Below are 17,903 nucleotides of genomic sequence, written 5' to 3' on the forward strand. Positions count from 1 at the left end.
GTGACGGGTTGGCCCGTCCGATCTCTGCCCCGAGAGAGACGCCTTCCATGACCCAGTCCACGATCCGTCTTCCCGATCACCAGATCGAGCTGCTTTCTGCAGGGTATCGTCAGGAGCTTGCAAAGCGCCGGCAGATGACCCTGATCGGTGCCGTCATTCTCGCACTCGCCGTGCTTCTGTCCGGCTTTGTCGCCGAAGTCCGGCCGGGCGTGCTGTTCGAGAATATCGGGAAGTTCACCAGCTATTTCGGCCGGATCTTCTATCTGGATAACGGCGCGCTGGTCTTCTCCGATATCGGGGAATGGTTCTGGGGCTTCTGGAAATGGGGGAAGCAGCTCGTCGATACGCTGCTGATCGCCTATCTCGGCACCCTGTTCGGGGCAATCTTCGCGTTCCTGATCTGCTTTTCCGCCGCCATCAACCTCACGCCGAAGGCCGGCATCCGCTTTGCCGCCCGGCGCTACCTTGAATTCTGCCGGACCGTTCCGGAAATCGTCTTCGCACTGATTTTTGTCGTCGCCTTCGGTCTCGGCCCGGTGCCGGGCGTGCTGGCGATCATGATCCACACGATCGGCGCGCTCGGGAAGCTCTTCTCCGAAGTTGTCGAGAACATCGACATGAAGCCTGTCGAGGGCATCATCGCAAGCGGCGGCACACGCTGGCAATCGATCCGCTATGGCGTGTTGCCACAGGTTCTTCCGAATTTCGCGAGCTACGCCTTGCTCCGCTTTGAGATCAATGTGCGCGGCGCCTCCGTCATGGGCTTTGTCGGCGCCGGCGGCATCGGGCAGGACCTGATCGAGGCGATCCGGAAGTTCTACTATTCCGACGTCTCGGCGATCCTGCTGATGATCATCGCTACCGTGATGATCATCGATATCGGAACGGAACGCCTGCGCCACCGTCTCACCACCATGGAGCAGGGCCGATGACCCCCTCGCGTGACCTCTTCCCCGACCGTGCCGCCATTTCGGCCCGCCACCCCTCGATCATGGCCGGTTCGCGCCGGGAGCAGGTCATTGGTTGGGCCATTATGGGCCTGCTGGTGGCGCTGACGATCCTCGCGATCACCCGCCTCGAATTCTCCTTCGCCCGTCTTGGCAGCGGCCTTGTGCAGCTCGGCACCTTCCTTGGTCTGATGATCCCGCCCTCCCCCGGCACGCAGCTTGCGACGTTCAGCAAGGCCCTGGCGGAGACGGTGGCGATCGCCTTCCTCGGCACGCTGCTGGCGGCCATCATCTCGTTCCCGATCGGGTTCCTGGCGGCGCGCAACGTGATGACCAACCGGATCGTCCAGTTCATGACGCGCCGCTTCTCGGATTCGATCCGCGGGGTTGACACGCTGATCTGGGCGCTGATCTGGATCAACGTCGTGGGGCTCGGCCCGTTTGCGGGCGTGCTCGCCATCATGACGAGCGATATCGGCTCTTTCTCGAAGCTCTATTCGGAAGCGATCGAATCCGTCGACCGGAAGCCTTCGGAAGGTGTGATCTCGACCGGCGGGTCAAGCCTGCACGCCGTGCGCTTCGGCATCATCCCCGCGGTGCTGCCGGTGCTGATAAGCCAGACGCTCTATTATTTCGAGTCGAACACGCGCTCGGCAACAATCATCGGGATTGTCGGCGCCGGCGGGATCGGCCTGCATCTCGCCGAGATGATCCGGACCTTCGAGTGGGATCGGGTGGCCTTCATCATCCTGATGGTGCTGGCCACGGTGGCACTGATCGATTTCGTCTCGTCGCGGCTGCGGCTGGCCCTGGTGGGCCAGCGCGTCACCTCGGTCTGAAATCAGCCCCGCGCGGCCCGGATCGCGGCATCGAGATCGGCGAAGAGATCCTCGACATCCTCGATCCCGGTCGAGAGGCGCAGCAGGTCCGTCGGGCATGGTGTGCCCTCGCCCTCGATCGAGGCGCGGTGCTCGATCAGGCTCTCGACGCCGCCCAGCGAGGTCGCCCGCTTCCAGAGCCGCACCCTGCCTGCCGCTGCAACGGCCTGCGCCTCGCCGCCGCGCAGGCGGATCGAGAGCATGCCGCCGAAGCCACCGGTCATCTGGCGCGCTGCCAGTGCGTGGCCGGGATGGCTCGGCAGGCCGGGATAGAGCACGTCATGCACGTCGGCATGGTTCGCGAAGCGCGTGGCCAATGCCATGGCATTCTCGCAGGCCGCCTTCACGCGAAGGCCCAGCGTTCGCATGCCCCGGATGAGCAGGAAGGCCTCGAACGGTCCGAGGATCAGGCCCTGGATCGCGCGGACACGCCGGATGCGGGCCCAGAAATCATCCTCGGCCCGCGTTGCGAGGGCGCCGGCCAGCACATCGGAATGGCCGTTGAGATATTTCGTGGCCGAATGCATCACGATATCGGCGCCGAAATCGAGCGGCCGCGTCAGGATCGGCGTTGCGCCGGTGGAATCCACCGCGACCCGCACGCTGTGGCGACGGGCGATTTCGGCAATGCCGGCAATGTCAGTGATCGTCCAGAGCGGGTTGGCAGGCGTTTCCAGCCAGATCAGGCGTGTCATGCCGGGCCGGATGGCGGCCTCGACGGCGGCGAGATCGGCGGTATCGACGAAATCAGTGACGAGGCCCCATTCGGCGGCGTCCTTCATCAGCCAGTTGCGCAGCGCCCAATACATCACCTTCGGCGCAACGATATGATCGCCCGGCTTCAGCGCAAGGAACACAGCCACAGCGGCCGACATGCCGGAGCCGAACACCATGGCCGAGCGCGCATCCTCGAGCATCGCGATGACGGATTCCGCTTCGCGAACCGTTTCGTTGTCCGGCCGGCCATAGATGTTACCGGTGCGATACTGGTTGTCCGGGTCACGGATGAAAGTCGTGGTGACATGGATTGGCGGAACCACGCCGCGGGTCGGTTCGTCGATCTTGCCCATCGCCTGCACAGCAAGGCTGCGGGCGGTCCAGGAATCATCGGGGCTAGCCAAGGGAATGTCCTTTGAATGGGGTGCGACGGCTGCAATCGTGCCGCTGGGTTGCCCCTGTTTTCAACCATGCCGCGGTGCGTCGCAATCAGGAAATGGGGTCCGACCCCAGGAAAGCCCGTGCTGTGGCAATTCAAGGCTTGGCGCGACCGCTCCGGGCGCTAAGGTGACAACAACATTGTCTTTCCGGGAATGACCTGATGAGCATCGACCCCCGCATCCTGGCGCTCAAGTCCGAGGTTTCCTCGTGGCGCCGTGACTTCCACGCCCATCCCGAGATCCTCTACGAGGTGCATCGCACCGCGAAGATCGTGGCCGACAAGCTGCGGGCCTTCGGCTGCGACGAGGTGGTCGAGGGGATCGGGCAGACCGGCGTGGTCGGGGTGATCCATGGCCGCACCGGCGCCGGCGGCCGCGTTGTCGGCTTGCGGGCGGATATGGACGCCCTGCCGATCGAGGAGGAAACCAACCTCCCCCATCGCTCGACCGTTCCGGGGAAAATGCATGCCTGCGGGCATGATGGCCATACCTCTATGCTGCTGGGTGCGGCCAAGCATCTCGCCGCCACGCGGGAATTCGAGGGCACCGTCATCGTGATCTTCCAGCCTGCTGAAGAAGGCGGAGCCGGCGGCAAGGCGATGGTCGAGGACGGGCTGATGACGCGGTGGAAGATCGAAGAGGTCTACGGCATGCACAACATGCCGGGCATGCCACCGGGCAAGATCGCCCTTCGCCCGGGCCCGATCATGGCAGCGGCGGACCGGTTCATCATCGATATCGAGGGCCGCGGGGCCCATGCGGCCGCGCCGCATCTCGGTGTCGATCCGGTGCTGGTCGGCGCGCATATCGTCACGGCCCTGCAAAGCATCGCCTCGCGCAATGCCGACCCGCTGAAATCGGTCGTCGTCTCGGCCACGATGTTCCATGCCGGTAGCGCCTTCAACATCATTCCGCAGCGCGCCCAGCTGACCGGCACCGTCCGGACGCTGGAGCCGGGCATGCGCGACCTCGCCGAGCAAAGGCTGCGGGATATCGTCGCCGGGGTGTGCCGGACCTTCGGTGCCGAAGCCGCGGTGGATTATGAGCGCGGCTATCCCGCCACGATCAACCATCCGGAGGAAACCCGGTATGCCGCCGATATCGCCCGCCAAGCGCTCGGCGAGGAATTCGTTGACGAGCAGGTGGCGCCGATGATGGGCGGAGAGGATTTCTCCTTCATGCTGATCGAACGGCCCGGCGCCTATGTCTTCATCGGGAACGGCGACAGTGCGGGGCTCCATCACCCCGCCTATGACTTCAACGATGATGTCCTGCCCTACGGGATGCAGTTCTGGACCGAACTTGCCAAGGCCCGGACGGCAGCATAACCGGGCCAAAATTCATTGACTGACTGGTCAGCTTAACCGCCCGGCAGGTCAGTCAGGAAACCCTGCCCTCCTGCACGGCATGGCAGGCAACACCGTCAAGCATTGCCGGCGGTTCGCGCTTGCACCGCTCGTTGGCGAGCGGGCAGCGCGGATGGAAGGTGCAGCCCGAAGGCGGGTTGATCGGATTCGGGATCTCCCCGGCCACCATCTGGCGCTGACGGCCGGTCATGCCAAGGTCAGGCACGGCATCCAGAAGCATGCGCGTGTAGGGATGGCGCGGCGCCGAGAAGAGCCGCTTGCCCTCGCTGATCTCAACCAGCCTGCCGAGATACATCACACCGATCCGGTCGGCCATATGCCGTACCACGGCCAGGTTATGCGAGATGAAGAGATAGGTCAGGCCGAATTCCTTCTGCAGGTCCCGCATCAGGTTCAGGATCTGGGCCTGGACCGAGACATCGAGCGCGGAAGTCGGTTCGTCGCAGACAATGAATTCAGCGCTGGAGGCAAGCGCGCGGGCAATGGCAATGCGCTGGCGCTGGCCTCCCGAGAATTCATGCGGATATTTGCGGCCATCATCCGGGTGGAGGCCGACCAGCGTGAGCAACTCGCCGACACGGGCCGTCACCTGTTCGCCCTTCAGCAGGCCGAAAGCGTGGATCGGCTCTGCAATGATCCGCTCGACGCGCCAGCGCGGGTTGAGGCTGGCATAGGGATCCTGGAAGATCATCTGGATCCGCTTGCGCAACTGCTGCCGCGTCTGGCTGTCCTTCACATCCGTCATCGACACGCCGTCGATCAGCACCGAACCGGCAGTGACCGGCAGGAGCCCCACGGCCATCCGGGCCACGGTGGACTTTCCGGAGCCGGATTCCCCGACAAGGGCAAAGGTCTCGCCCCTGCGGATATCAAAGGACAGGCCATCCACGGCCTTGAGGAAAGCCTTCGGCTGGCGTTCGATCACCCGGTTGAGCCAGGGGCGCGAGACATCGAAGACGCGCTTGAGATCGCGCACTTCGACAAAGGTTTCACTGGGCTTCGTTTGCGCCATCATGAGGCGTTCTCGACAGGGTTCCGGGTATAAAGATGGCAGGCGACGCGGTGACCGGGCATGAGCGGGGCCTCCCCTTCCAGCCCGAAACGCGGAATATCCGGATCCGGACGCTCGACCCGGCAACGGTCGAAGACGCGGTCGCAGCGCGGATTGAAGGCGCAACCCTGCGGGATATTCGACAGGCGCGGCATCGATCCGGGGATCTGGACCAACCGATCCGCCTCGGCCTCGAGCGTGGGGATGGCCCCCATCAGGCCCTTCGCATAGGGGTGGAGCGGGTGCTTGACGACATCCCGAACCGGGCCGATCTCGGCGACGCGACCCGCATACATGACCGCCACGCGATCCGCAGTCTCGGCGATCACGCCCATATCATGCGTGACCAGCATGACGGCGGTGCCGCGCTCGCGGCAGAGCTTGCGGATGAGCGCGATGATCTGGGCCTGAACCGACACATCGAGCGCGGTTGTGGGTTCGTCCGCCACGATGAAATCCGGCTCGGCGCAGAGGGCAAGCGCGATCACCACGCGCTGGCGCATGCCGCCGGAGAATTCATGCGGATAGCCGTCGATCCGGCGCTCGGGCGCGGGAATGCCGACCTCGTTGAGGAGTTCGATCGCCCGGGCGCGGGCCGCTGCGGGCCCGAGATCGGTATGGGTGAGGATCGTCTCAACCAGTTGCTCGCCAACCCGGTAGAGCGGGTTGAGCGAAGTCAACGGATCCTGGAAGATCATGGCGATCTTCCGGCCCCGGATGCGGCGCAGGGATTCCGGGTCGAGATTGTCGATTCGCTGGCCATGCAGGCGGATCTCGCCGCCGGCAATGCGGCCGGGCGGTTCGATCAGGCCGATAATCGCCGAACCGGTGACGGACTTGCCGGCTCCGGATTCACCGACCACGCCCAGAACCTCGCCGGGCATGATATCGAAGGAGACGCCATCGATCGCGCGGAGGATGCCCTTGCGCGTGACGAATTCGACCCGGAGGTCACGGACGGAAATGACGGGTTCGGTCATTTCTCACCTCAGCCTGGGGTTGAGCGCATCGCGCAGCCAGTCGCCCAGCAGGTTCACCGCCAGCACAAGAATGGCGAGGGTGGCGCCCGGGAAGGCGACGATCCACCAATCGCCGGAGAACAGGTACCTGTTGCCGATCGAGATCAGCGTGCCGAGCGAGGGCTGGGTCGGCGGCAGGCCGACCCCGAGGAAGGACAGGGTCGCCTCGGTGATCACGGCGAGGCCGAGATTGATCGTCAGGATGACAAGAACCGGCCCGATCACGTTCGGCAGAACATGCCGCAGCATGATGATGGGCGCCGGCAGGCCAACCAGCCGGGCGGCATGCACATAATCCTTGTTCTTCTCGACCAGCGTGGAGCCCCGGATCGTGCGGGCATATTGCACCCAGAACGAGAGTCCGATCGAGATGACCAGCACCGGAATGGCCGATTGCTCGCGCGGGAGGCCGCGGAACAGGCCCTGCGCAACCCCATCGATCAGCAGGGCGATGAGGATGGCGGGGAACGTCAGCTGGACATCGGCGATGCGCATGATGATCGCGTCGATCCGGCCACCCATATAGCCCGCCACGAGGCCGAGGGTGATGCCGATGACTGCAGCCAGCAGCACGCCGAGCCCGCCGACGGCCAGCGAGACGCGCAGCCCGTAGAGGATGGCGGAGAACATGTCGCGGCCCTGATCATCCGTGCCAATCACGAAGCGCGGGTCCCCGCCCTGCTGCCATACCGGCGGGATCGAGGCATCCGAGAGAAACACCTTGGCCGGATCGAACGGGTCGAACGGCGCGATCAACGGTGCGAAGAGGGCACCGAAAAAGCACAGGAAGACGATTGTCGCCGCCACCATGGTGAGCTTTGACGAGCGGAAGCTATGGAGGATATCGGAATCGAGGATCTTGCGGATCACGGGCGAGCCGGCGCCGCCGCCAACCAGCCCCTTCACCTCCTCGGGCGTGGGTGTGGGCATGACTTAGCTCCTCATCGCGATGCGCAGGCGCGGATCCACCAGCCCGTAGGTCAGATCGACCAGCAGGTTGATGAGGACGAAAAGGAAGCCGATGAGCATGAGATAGGCCGCCATGATCGGGATATCGACATTCTGCACCGCCTTCAGGAAGAGCAGGCCCATGCCGGGCCAGTTAAAGACGGTTTCGGTGATAATGGCGAAAGCAATGATCGAGCCAAGCTGAAGCCCGGCAATCGTGATGACCGGGATCAGCGTGTTTTTCAGCGCATGTCCGAAATGGATTGACCGGGTGCGAAGACCGCGGGCCTTGGCGAACTTGATATAGTCGGTCCGCATGACTTCCAGCATCTCGGCCCGGACCAGGCGCATGATCAGCGTCATCTGGAAAAGACCAAGCGTGATCGCCGGCAGGATCAGGGCTCTCAACCCGGAGGTTGTGAGAAAGCCGGTTGTCCACCAGTCGCCAAATTTCACGACCTGCCCGCGTCCGTTTGACGGCAGCCAGCCGAGCACGACCGCGAAAAGGTAGATCAGCAGGATGCCGATCAGGAAGGTGGGCAGGCTGACGCCGATCAGCGAGATCGCCTGAAAGATCTGGGCAAGCCAGGAATCCCGGCGCAGGGCGCAATAGACACCCATGATGAGCCCGACAAACAGGGCGAAAGCCGCAGCGGTGAAGGCGAGTTCCAGCGTGGCAGGCGCCCGCTCTGCCAGAAGCTGCGTCACCGGCTGGCGGAACTGATAGGACACACCGAAATTGAAATGCAGGGCATTCCAGATGAAACGCCCGAACTGGACAATGGTGGGGTCATTCAGGCCAAGGGATTCACGCAGCCGCGCCACCTCATCCTGCGGCGTATCCACGCCGACCATCTGGTTCACCGGGTCGCCGACAAAGCGGAACATCAGGAATGCAATCAGCGCGACCGCCAGCATGACGGCCGCCGATTGCATGATGCGCCGGATCACGAACGCGAGCATGCAACGGTTCCAATTCTTGCGGAAAGGCCTGGATCAAAAAAGAAAGGGGCGGCAGGAAAAGGCCGCCCCTCGGGTTGACCAGGTCAGTTCTTCTTCGCCCAGTAGAGCAGGACCGAGTTGTCGGCACGCTGCGACAGCTCGACCTTGTTGGAAACGCCCCAGCTGAGGGCCTGCTGGTGCAGCGGAACATAGCCGAACTCGCCGGTCGTGATCTGGAAGGCTTCCTTGATCATGGCGTCGCGCTTCACCGGATCGCTCTCGACAAGGATCTTGTCGGTCAGCTCGTCGACTTTCTTGTTGCAATAGCCGCCGAGATTGGCCTCGCCGCGCGGAGATCCAGCGGAACGGCAGCCATGGATGTCATGCAAGACATTGTGGCTATCGAAGGTGCCCGGGGTCCAGCCGAGCAGATAGAACGAGGTCTTGTAGCCACCCGACTTCAGCACCTTGGCGAAATATTGCGCCTTGGGCTGGGCATTCAGGTTCACCTTCACGCCGATCCGGGCCAGCATGCCGACGACGGCCTGGCAGATCTGGCCGTCATTGACGTAACGGTCGTTCGGGCAATCCATCCCCACTTCGAAGCCATTCGGATAGCCGGCATCGGCCAAGAGCTTCTTCGCTGCTTCCGGATCGAATTTCGGGCTGGTGAAGTCCTTCGAATGGGTGAAAAGCGACGGAGCAATCATCAAGGCCGACGGGGTCGACAGGTTGCGCATGACGCGCGTCTTGATGGTCTCCTTGTCGACGGCCATGTTGAAAGCCTGCCGGACGCGGACATCCTTGAAGGGGTTCTTGCCCTTCACGTTCGATTCAAGGAGCTCATCGCGGATCTGGTCGAACCCGAGAAAGATCGTGCGGAGTTCCGGCCCGGCCAGAACCTTTGCACTGGTGGAGGAATTCACACGGGCGATATCCTGCACCGGAACCGGCTCGATGACATCGACTTCACCCGACAGGAGCGCTGCCACGCGGGTGGCATCGTTCGGAATCGGCGTGAAGATGATCTCGTCGAGATTGTGCTCTTTCTTGCCCCACCAGGCGGCGTTCGCCTTGAAGACGGTCTTCACGCCCGGCTGGTGGCTCTCGATCCGGAACGGGCCCGTTCCGTTGGTATTGAGCGAGGCGTGGCTCGGTGTGGTCGCGGCAGCCGGCGTCGGGGTGACGGCGTTGTTCGCCTCGGCCCACTTCTTCGACATGATGTACCAGGTATCCCACTGGGCATGCATGATCGGGTTCGGACCCTCGAGCTGGACCTCAACCGTGTGGTCGTCGATCTTCACGAACTTCGCGCCCTTGGGAACGCGCGTCTGGAAATTCGAGCCGTTGGCGCGGACGCGCTCCGCCGAGAAGATCACGTCGTCAGCGGTGAAGGGCTCGCCGTTGTGGAACTTCACGCCCTTGCGCAGATAGAACCGCCAGCGCTTGGCACCGTCGAGCACTTCCCAGCGCTCGGCCAGTCCCGGGCCGATCTTCAGGTCCTTGCCGCGCGAGGTCAGGCCCTCATAGACATGGCCAAGATGGGCATTCGCCGTGGTTTCGTTGAGCGTGTAGGGGTCGAGCGACTTCAGGTCGCCCTGATTGGCATAACGAAGTGTCACCGCATGAGCCGGCGACAGAGCCACCGACAACGCGATGGCCGCACCGGCGGCCAGCAGAAATTTCCGAAGATTCATCACAACTCTCCCTTGTCACCGGCCGCCGCTGCGAAGAACGGCCGGGCTGTTGGTAGCGCAAGTCGACCGTTTTGCCCCGGTAAAATCAAGCGGATTCTCCGGAACCTGCGAATGAACCGTTCGAACCGGCAAAACGGGTGCATAACCGGGCGCCGAACCACGCCAGCGGTGGCCGGGGCTGCTTGCCTGCAGGAAACTGTGCGCCGCCGCACAGCACCGCTTTGTGCGCCGGCGCATGGTGTGGCACCTTGAACCCTCGTTGAGCGCCATGACATGTGGCGATGGCGGAGCAGCGGAACGTGAAGCGCAAGATCACAGCCATCATGGCGGCGGATGTCGCCGAATATACCCGCCTGATCTCGGAGGACGAGGAAGAGACGCTGGCGCGGCTCGAATCGTACCGCACGGTCTTCGATGATTTCGTGAAGCGGGCCGGCGGCCGGATTTTCAACACGGCCGGCGACGGCGTGATGTGCGAATTCCCGAGCGCGGTCGAGGCAACCCGCTGTGCGATCGATATCCAGGAATCGCTGCGGACACGGAACATGGCCTTCCCGGCCAGCCGGCAGATGCATTTCCGCATCGGCATCTCCATTGGCGACGTGGTGGAGCGCGACGGCGACCTCCTGGGTGATGGCGTGAATATCGCCGCGCGGCTGCAGAGCCTTGCCGAACCCGGGAGCATCTGCGTCTCGCGTAACGTGCACGAGGCGGTGACGAACAAGATCTCCGTGCCCTTTCGCGATCTCGGCAGCCGCGAGGTCAAGAACCTGCCGCATCCCGTCCACGCCTTCCAGATCGAGATGGGCCCGCGCGACAAGATGGCCGCCATTGCAGCTGCCCGGTCGGCCCCCAAGGCAGACAAGGCAACCCTGCCCGTCGGGGCCTTCGTGGCCGGCGCGGCCGCCCTGGCCATCGGCGTGGCGGCCGGCGCCTTCCTGATGGGGCGCGACCGCGGTAGCCCTCCGGCGCCTGCACCGCAACTCGCCCAGCCCGTTCCGGCTCCCGTTCCGGCAGCGCCTCCGCCATCAGCCGAACCGCCGAAGCCGCAGCAACAGGCAAGCGTCGTCGTGACGGAAAACCTGACGCCGGCCGAGGCTTTCGACCGGCTGGCAAAATCCGGCGGGATCGTCCGCGATCCAAAGACGGCGCCGGAACTCTATCATAATGCGCGCTCGTTCGAGGCCCGCGGCGAAGCTGCGGCAGCGCGGCGGGACTATCTCGCCTTTGCAGGCCTCGGTACAGACCATCTCGATCCGCTGATGCGCCTGGCCAGCCTCATCCGCACGCAGGATGGCCGGGCCGGTGCGCGCGAAGTTTTTGCTGAACTCTCGAAGGGCAAGGGCCGGGCGGCAGCGCTGGTCCATATCCTGCAGTTCGAGGGTGTCGAGCGGCAGACGCGCCTTGGCGCCTTTGCCGAAGCGAACCCGGATTACGCGCCCGTCCATGCCCTTATCGCGCAGGAATTCGGCGAGGACCGCCAGAACGGGCAGACGATCGATGACCGGCGCCGTGAGTTGGCGGCCACCGAGCGTTTCCTGCTCGCCGAACGCGAGGGCAAGCTGGTGCCGTTCTTCCTGGACCAGAGCGTTCTGGCGCAATGGATCGAACGCGCCCAAAAGCGGGAGGCCGTTCTCAAGGCCTTCTTCGCCGACGGGCGCGACCAGCCCGGCCTGATCTTCATGCGCCACAATGCCGGGTGGATCGCAACCATCACCGTTCCCGAGGCGGCTTCCCGAATCGAGGTCAAGCTGGGGAATGCGTCGGAATTCAAGCCGACCGGCATGTTGGCGAATATCGATCCACGCACGGGCAAGCCGATGGCCAATCCGAGCTTCGAGATGCCGCCGAACCAAAACGCGACGGATATCGCGCTGCGCTATCTCGACGCCAATGGTGTCACGAGCCCGGTCAGCGTGAAGCGCTTCGACCCGCGCGAGAGCCTGATCCGGGGCATGCGCGACATTCTCGACCGGTTCTCGACCAGCTGGCTCGCCTTCGGGACGGGGCATAACCAGCACCTGCTCTACTACACCCACCTCGTGAGCTATCGCTGCGCGATCCGGAAGGTGGAGATCGGGTTCAATGGCGACACACCGGCCCAGGCGATCGAGCTGCCGCCGTGCGACGAGGCCAACCCGCATGCGATCCCATCGAATTCCCTCCCCTTCCTTCGGATCCGCCCGGATATCGAGAGCGCGACGATCCGCCTCACTTTTGTCGGTGGCGATGTATCGGAGGTGAAGACCTTCCAGCGCCCGAAGCCCTGAAATCGCGCCGCTCTGTCAGGCAGGAGACTTGTCAGCGCGCCGGCATCCATGTTCGATCCTGGCATCCTGCCAGCCGAGAGGGCTTCCATGCTGCCGACCGACGACCAGATCATGATCCGCGACATGGCGCGCGATTTCGCGCGCGAGCAGATCAAGCCTTTCGCCGCCGATTGGGACCGCGAGAAGCGCTTTCCGCGCGAGACGCTCTCGGCCATGGGCGAATTGGGCTTTCTCGGCATGCTGGTCGAGGAGGAATGGGGCGGCTCGGCCGTAGGCGATGTCGCCTATGCCATGGCTCTGGAGGAAATCGCGGCCGGAGATGGCTCGGTCTCGACCATCATGAGCGTGCATAATTCGGTTGGCTGCAAGCCGATTGCCACGTTCGGCACGCCGGCACAGAAGGAGCAGTTCCTCCGACCGCTGGCTTCCGGGCAATGGATCGGCGGCTTTGCGCTGACCGAGCCGCAGGCCGGTTCAGACGCCTCCGCGCTGAAAACCCGCGCCCGCGCGGATGGAAACGCCCATTACGTCATCAGCGGGACGAAGCAATTCATTACCTCGGGCAAGAACGCGAATGTCGTCATCGTCTTCGCCGTGACAAACCCCGATGCGGGCAAGAAGGGCATTTCGGCCTTCATCGTGCCGACGGATACGCCGGGCTACACGATCGGGCGCGTCGAGGACAAGCTTGGCCAGCATGCCTCGGATACATGCCAGCTCATCTTCGAGGATATGCGCATTCCCGCCGAATACCGGCTGGGCGAGGAAGGTGAAGGCTATCGGATCGCCCTGTCCAATCTCGAGGGCGGGCGGATCGGCATTGCCTCGCAGGCCGTGGGCATGGCGCAGGCGGCGCTGGATGCCGCAACCGCCTATGCCAAGGAGCGCGAGACCTTCGGCCGCAAGCTGTTCGAGCATCAGGCCATCGCCTTCAAACTGGCCGACATGCTGGTGCAGATCCATGCCGCCCGGCAGATGGTGATGCATGCTGCGGCCCTGCGGGAATCCGGCAAGCCCGCGCTGAACGAAGCCTCGATGGCCAAGCTCTTCGCCTCGGAAATGGCGGAACGCGTGGCTTCGACCGCGATCCAGATTTTCGGTGGCTATGGCTATCTGGCGGATTTCCCGGTGGAGCGGATCTATCGCGATGTCCGCGTCTGCCAGATCTATGAGGGCGCCTCGGATATCCAGCGGATGCTGATCGCCCGCAGCCTTGCATAAGCCCTGCTGATATTCTGATTCATCGCCTTCAGGAGGCGATTCAACACGTTGCGGACCTGATTCCGTTTCCGGAGCCAAGCTTCTGATGAACAAGGGAAAAGCCCTTCCGCTTTCCGGAATCCGCATCCTCGAATTTGCTGGGATCGGCCCTGCCCCGTTCGCCGCGATGCTGCTCGCCGATATGGGTGCGCGCATCCTTCGGATTGACCGGCCGGGCGGCGCTGACCCGTGGACGGACAAGGTGGTTCGACGGAACCGGACCAGCGTCACGGCAGATCTCAAGTCACCGCAGGATCTCGCGCAGGTCAAGGCGCTGGCCCGGCAGGCCGATGCATTGATTGAGGGCTTCCGCCCGGGCGTCATGGAGCGGCTTGGCCTCGGGCCCGAGGTGCTGCTGGCCGAAAATCCGGCCCTGATCTATGGGCGGATGACCGGCTGGGGCCAGGACGGACCGCTCGCGCCGACAGCCGGGCATGATATCAACTACATTGCCATAACGGGCGCGCTTTCGGCGATCGGGCCGGCCGAACGGCCCGTGCCGCCGTTGAACCTTGTCGGTGATCTCGGCGGTGGCGCGCTGTATCTCGCCATGGGCATACTCGCTGGCCTACTGCGGGCGCGGCAGACAGGGCAAGGGCAAGTTGTGGATTGCGCGATTTCCGATTGCACGATCTCGCTGATGGCGATGTTTTCCGATCTCGCTGCGCAGGGTCGCTGGGATTCCGGCCGCCGCGAGGCCAACATCCTCGACGGCGCGGCGCCCTTCTACAGGACCTATGCCTGCCGTGACGGGCATTTTGTTGCCGTCGGCGCGCTGGAACGCCCCTTTTATGCAGCGTTATGCCAAGGCCTCGGACTGCCGGTGCTGCCGGAGGCCGAGCGGATGGACAAGGCGCGCTGGCCGGAGCAGATCGCGGCGTTTGCAGCTGTCTTCCTCACCCGGACGCGTGACGAATGGACTGCGCATTTTGCAGGAACCGATGCCTGCCTCGCCCCGGTGCTGACACTGGAAGAAGCGCCGGATCATCCCCATAACCGGGCACGCGGGGCCTTCATTTTGGCCAATGGTGCCATCCAGCCGGCTGCCGCCCCGCGATTTTCTGCCGCGCCGCCATCCGACATGGCCCTTCCGCCGGACCACCCCTCGCTGGAGGCGGCCCTGGCGGCGTGGGCGTGACAGGGTTCAGGGCGCGGGATTGCCGCGCAGCTGGTGGATGAGGTCGATCTTGCCGAGGAGTTCGGGGCTCAGCGTCACGCCCTCGGAATCGATGGCCAGCTTGAGCTGCTCCATCGTCGTCGCGCCGATGATATTCGATGTCACGAAGGGCCGGGAATTGACAAAGGCATTCGCCATTACAGATGGGTCGAGGCCGTATTCGCGGGCGAGGCCGACATAATCACGCACGGCGGCCTCGGCGCCCGGCTTCTCGTACCGCTGACCCCGGTTGAAAAGCGTCGAGCGCGCGCCGGCCGGGCGGGCACCGTCAAGATACTTGCCGGAAAGATAGCCCTGCGCGATCGGCGAATAGGCAAGCAGGCCGACATCCTCTCGCAGCCAGATTTCGGCCAGAGCGGTCTCGAACGTGCGGTTCAGCAGGTTGTAGGCGTTCTGGATCGACTGCATGCGCGGCAGACCCTTCGCCTCGCTCTCGGCGAGGAAGCGCATCGTGCCCCAGGCGCTCTCGTTCGAGAGGCCGACATGCCGCACCTTGCCGGCCTTGATGAAGCCGGCGAGGATCTCGAGGACCTCATGGAACGGTGTTTCCTCGCCAGACGTCCTGTAGTCTGCCGGGTTGAAGCGCGTCGGGTTCGAGCCCCAGGGCATGGCCCGGTCCGGCCAGTGCAGCTGGTAGAGATCGACATAATCCGTCTGAAGGCGCTTGAGGCTTGAATCGAGCGCCTCTTCCATCTGGCTGCGGATCAGGCGCCCCTTCGAGCCATCCTTGCGGAACCATGTCATGTCGGAACGGCCGATCACCTTGGTGGCAAGGATCACCTTGTCGCGGTTCTTCCGGCTGGCGAACCACGAACCGATAATGCACTCGGTCGAGCCCTGCGTCTCTGCTGCCGGAGGGATGGAATAAAGTTCGGCCGTGTCAAAGAAATTCACGCCCCGGTCGAGGGCGTAATCCATCTGGGCATGTCCCTCGGCCTCGGTGTTCTGCTGGCCCCAGGTCATGGTGCCGAGGCAGATGAGGGAAACATCAAGTCCGGTGCGGCCAAGCGGGCGACGCTGCATGTTCAGGTCCTTTGCGGGAGTTCAGGAGGAATAGGGTTCGTCAGAACGGTGGCCGTCGCCTTCGTCCTCGTCCCGCTCCGGCACGGCATAGATGCCGTTGAGCCAGCGCGAGAGATCAACATCAGCACAACGTTTCGAGCAGAACGGCCGGAATTGCTGAATCGTCAGACGCTCGCAGATGGGGCAGCGCGGCGCACGGATCAAGGTCGGGTCCTTCGCTTCCGCCATGGCCGTCACGCCTGATTGAGCCAGCGCAGATGGACCGGGTACCCGGTTCCGGCCAGAAGCGACGCGGTTTCATAGAGCGGCAAGCCGACAATGGCCGAATAGGAGCCGATAATCTTGGTGACGAAGGCGCCGGCAATGCCCTGGATGGCATAGCCGCCGGCCTTGCCCTCCCATTCGCCGCTGGCGAGATAGGCGTCTATCTCGTCGCCCGACAGGCGCTTGAAGCGGACGCGGGCCTCGACAAGCCGTTGCGACTGGCGGCCGGAAGGCAACATGACGACGACACTGGTATAGACGCGATGGGCCCGGCCCGAAAGCAGGCGCAGGCATTGCGCGGCTTCGGCGGCCAGTTCGGTCTTGGGCAGAATGCGCGAGCCCAGCGCCACAACGGTATCGGCCGAAAGCACATGGCATGCCGAAATCGCCGGATCATGCCGCGTCGCCTTGTAGGCTGCCTCTGCCTTTTCCCGGGCGAGGCGTTCTGCATAGACCCGGGGTCTTTCGCGCTGGCGCGGCGTTTCATCGATCGACGTGGCGAGAACATGGTCGGGGCTGATGCCGATCTGTTCCAGAAGCTGGAACCGGCGCGGCGAGGCAGAGGCCAGCAGCAAGCGGCCGATCCCGTCGATCGCCTTCGTCATGCGGATATCCACTTCCCTCACGGCAGGGCCCAGCGGCCCGACCGCGCCGTTCTAACGAGAGCGGGCGCGGATCACAACCGCATCCATGCATCCGCACCCTGCAGCCAAACATATTCCCGATGGGTTCTTGTCGCCCCTGCCAATGTCTGCCAGTCTGGTGCAAAGCTCGTTGTCGGCGACTTTCCGACAGGGGGACAACCGCGACACGCATCCGGTCTGTCAGTTTCGTGACAGGTTCGGGCGCTACGCGGTGCGGGCATATGAAAAAGATGCCAAATCAAGACTATAGACATGTGGGAGCCCAAGACATGACAACTCGTCGCACAATCCTGAAATCGGGTATCGCCGCCGGCGCCGCCGCAACCCTTCCGTTTGGCATGCTGACCCCGGCCGAAGCCCAGGCCCTGACTTCGCTGCAGATCTTCGTACCGGCAGCGCCGGGCGGCGGCTGGGATGGCACCGGCCGCGCGATCGAAAGCGTCATGCGGGCCGAAAAGATCATGGCCAACTTCCAGTTCGAGCATGCGCCGGGCGCCGGTGGCGTGGTTGGCCTGCCGAAATTCATGTCCACCAAGAAGGGCCAGCCGAACGCCATCATGATCGGCGGGATGGTGATGGTCGGGGCGATCATCGCCAACAAGGCGCCGCTGAAACTCAGCGATGTCGTTCCGCTCTGCCGTCTGACGGGCGAGTTCCTCGCCGTCGTCGTTCCGGCGGAGAGCCCGTTCAAGACGATGGGTGACCTTGTCACCGCGCTGAAGGCGGATCCGGGCAAGGTTTCCTGGGCCGGCGGCTCGGCTGGCGGGTCGGACCATATCCTTGCCGGCATGATCGCCAAGGCGGTTGGCGTCGATCCGCGCAAGGTGGCCTATGTCGCCTATGCCGGCGGTGGTCCCGCCACGGCGGCTCTCCTGGGCAACCAGGTTTCCTGCGGCGTCTCGGGCTATGGCGAGTTCGCCGAGCAGGTGAAGGCCGGCAAGCTGCGCGTGCTGGCGATCTCCGCCGACAAGCGCCAGGCCGGCATCAATGTCCCGACGCTCAAGGAAGCCGGGGTCGATGTCGATCTGTTCAACTGGCGCGGTGTGTTTGGCGCACCCGGTACAACCAAGGCCCAGCAGGATGCGCTGATCGCGCTGTTTGACAAGCTGGTCATCTCGGAAGGCTGGAAGACCGAACTGACCAAGCGCGACTGGACCGGCATCTATATGCGCGGCGATGCCTTCGCCAAGTATATCGATACCGAGACCACCCGCATTACCGGCATTCTCAAAGATCTCGGTCTCGCGGCCTGATCGATG

Annotated in this window: 16 protein-coding genes; 7 read left to right on the forward strand and 9 right to left on the reverse strand. The window is 63.9% G+C overall.

All coding sequences use genetic code 11. The features are described from left to right. Positions 1–47 precede the first annotated feature (47 nt). Both phnE (P0652_RS14685) and phnE (P0652_RS14690) read left to right on the forward strand, forming a co-directional pair. Complete coding sequence (gene phnE / locus P0652_RS14685; RefSeq protein WP_284179603.1) at positions 48–932, forward strand: phosphonate ABC transporter, permease protein PhnE; 885 nt, start codon at positions 48–50, stop codon at positions 930–932. Further along, positions 929–1,786, forward strand: a complete 858-nt coding sequence (gene phnE / locus P0652_RS14690; protein WP_284179604.1) for a phosphonate ABC transporter, permease protein PhnE — start codon at positions 929–931, stop codon at positions 1,784–1,786. Before phnE (P0652_RS14685) ends, phnE (P0652_RS14690) begins: the two co-directional genes overlap by 4 nt. Before the next feature lie 2 nt (positions 1,787–1,788). Here the strand turns inward: phnE (P0652_RS14690) and P0652_RS14695 are convergent, their stop codons facing one another. Continuing rightward, positions 1,789–2,946 (reverse strand): trans-sulfuration enzyme family protein, encoded by a 1,158-nt coding sequence (locus P0652_RS14695; RefSeq protein WP_284179605.1) that lies wholly within the window; start codon positions 2,944–2,946, stop codon positions 1,789–1,791. Positions 2,947–3,143: 197 nt separating this feature from the next. Between P0652_RS14695 and P0652_RS14700 the strand changes: the two genes are divergently transcribed. Beyond that, on the forward strand, positions 3,144–4,310 hold the full coding sequence (locus P0652_RS14700) for a M20 aminoacylase family protein (RefSeq protein ID WP_284179606.1): 1,167 nt from the start codon (positions 3,144–3,146) through the stop codon (positions 4,308–4,310). 52 nt (positions 4,311–4,362) lie between these two features. Here the strand turns inward: P0652_RS14700 and P0652_RS14705 are convergent, their stop codons facing one another. From P0652_RS14705 to P0652_RS14725, 5 genes are all read right to left on the reverse strand, one after another. Beyond that, on the reverse strand, positions 4,363–5,364 hold the full coding sequence (locus tag P0652_RS14705; protein ID WP_284179607.1) for an ABC transporter ATP-binding protein: 1,002 nt from the start codon (positions 5,362–5,364) through the stop codon (positions 4,363–4,365). Continuing rightward, positions 5,361–6,380, reverse strand: a complete 1,020-nt coding sequence (locus P0652_RS14710; RefSeq protein WP_284179608.1) for an ABC transporter ATP-binding protein — start codon at positions 6,378–6,380, stop codon at positions 5,361–5,363. The genes P0652_RS14705 and P0652_RS14710 overlap by 4 nt, the downstream gene beginning before the upstream one ends. 3 nt (positions 6,381–6,383) lie before the next feature. After that, on the reverse strand, positions 6,384–7,349 hold the full coding sequence (locus P0652_RS14715) for an ABC transporter permease (protein ID WP_284179609.1): 966 nt from the start codon (positions 7,347–7,349) through the stop codon (positions 6,384–6,386). Between the two features lie 3 nt (positions 7,350–7,352). Continuing rightward, positions 7,353–8,330, reverse strand: coding sequence for an ABC transporter permease (locus P0652_RS14720; RefSeq protein ID WP_284179610.1), 978 nt, complete (start codon positions 8,328–8,330; stop codon positions 7,353–7,355). Positions 8,331–8,413: 83 nt separating this feature from the next. Next, the gene (locus tag P0652_RS14725) at positions 8,414–10,006 is read right to left on the reverse strand and encodes an ABC transporter substrate-binding protein (protein WP_284179611.1); all 1,593 of its coding nucleotides are present in this window, start codon (positions 10,004–10,006) and stop codon (positions 8,414–8,416) included. 299 nt (positions 10,007–10,305) lie between these two features. On the opposite strand from P0652_RS14725, the gene P0652_RS14730 reads away from it, so the two are divergent. The 3 genes from P0652_RS14730 to P0652_RS14740 all read left to right on the forward strand — a co-directional run bounded on the left by P0652_RS14730 (position 10,306) and on the right by P0652_RS14740 (position 14,674). Next, positions 10,306–12,276 (forward strand): adenylate/guanylate cyclase domain-containing protein, encoded by a 1,971-nt coding sequence (locus P0652_RS14730; RefSeq protein WP_502947536.1) that lies wholly within the window; start codon positions 10,306–10,308, stop codon positions 12,274–12,276. Between the two features lie 87 nt (positions 12,277–12,363). Then, the gene (locus P0652_RS14735) at positions 12,364–13,497 is read left to right on the forward strand and encodes an acyl-CoA dehydrogenase family protein (protein ID WP_284179613.1); all 1,134 of its coding nucleotides are present in this window, start codon (positions 12,364–12,366) and stop codon (positions 13,495–13,497) included. A gap of 85 nt (positions 13,498–13,582) precedes the next feature. Next, positions 13,583–14,674: a CaiB/BaiF CoA transferase family protein gene (locus tag P0652_RS14740; protein ID WP_284179614.1), complete on the forward strand. Its 1,092-nt coding sequence runs from the start codon at positions 13,583–13,585 to the stop codon at positions 14,672–14,674. A 6-nt stretch (positions 14,675–14,680) separates the two neighbouring features. Here the strand turns inward: P0652_RS14740 and P0652_RS14745 are convergent, their stop codons facing one another. The 3 genes from P0652_RS14745 to P0652_RS14755 are packed head-to-tail and all read right to left on the reverse strand — an operon-like array spanning position 14,681 to position 16,605. After that, on the reverse strand, positions 14,681–15,736 hold the full coding sequence (locus P0652_RS14745) for an aldo/keto reductase (protein ID WP_284179615.1): 1,056 nt from the start codon (positions 15,734–15,736) through the stop codon (positions 14,681–14,683). A gap of 21 nt (positions 15,737–15,757) precedes the next feature. Next, positions 15,758–15,964, reverse strand: coding sequence for a DNA gyrase inhibitor YacG (locus tag P0652_RS14750; RefSeq protein ID WP_284179616.1), 207 nt, complete (start codon positions 15,962–15,964; stop codon positions 15,758–15,760). A gap of 5 nt (positions 15,965–15,969) precedes the next feature. After that, entirely contained in the window at positions 15,970–16,605 is a 636-nt protein-coding gene (locus P0652_RS14755; RefSeq protein WP_284179617.1) for a Maf family nucleotide pyrophosphatase, read from the reverse strand. Between the two features lie 308 nt (positions 16,606–16,913). Between P0652_RS14755 and P0652_RS14760 the strand changes: the two genes are divergently transcribed. Further along, the gene (locus P0652_RS14760; protein ID WP_284179618.1) at positions 16,914–17,897 is read left to right on the forward strand and encodes a Bug family tripartite tricarboxylate transporter substrate binding protein; all 984 of its coding nucleotides are present in this window, start codon (positions 16,914–16,916) and stop codon (positions 17,895–17,897) included. Positions 17,898–17,903: the final 6 nt, after the last annotated feature.

It is taken from the genome of Rhabdaerophilum sp. SD176 (assembly GCF_030143245.1).
Lineage (GTDB): Bacteria > Pseudomonadota > Alphaproteobacteria > Rhizobiales > Beijerinckiaceae > Rhabdaerophilum.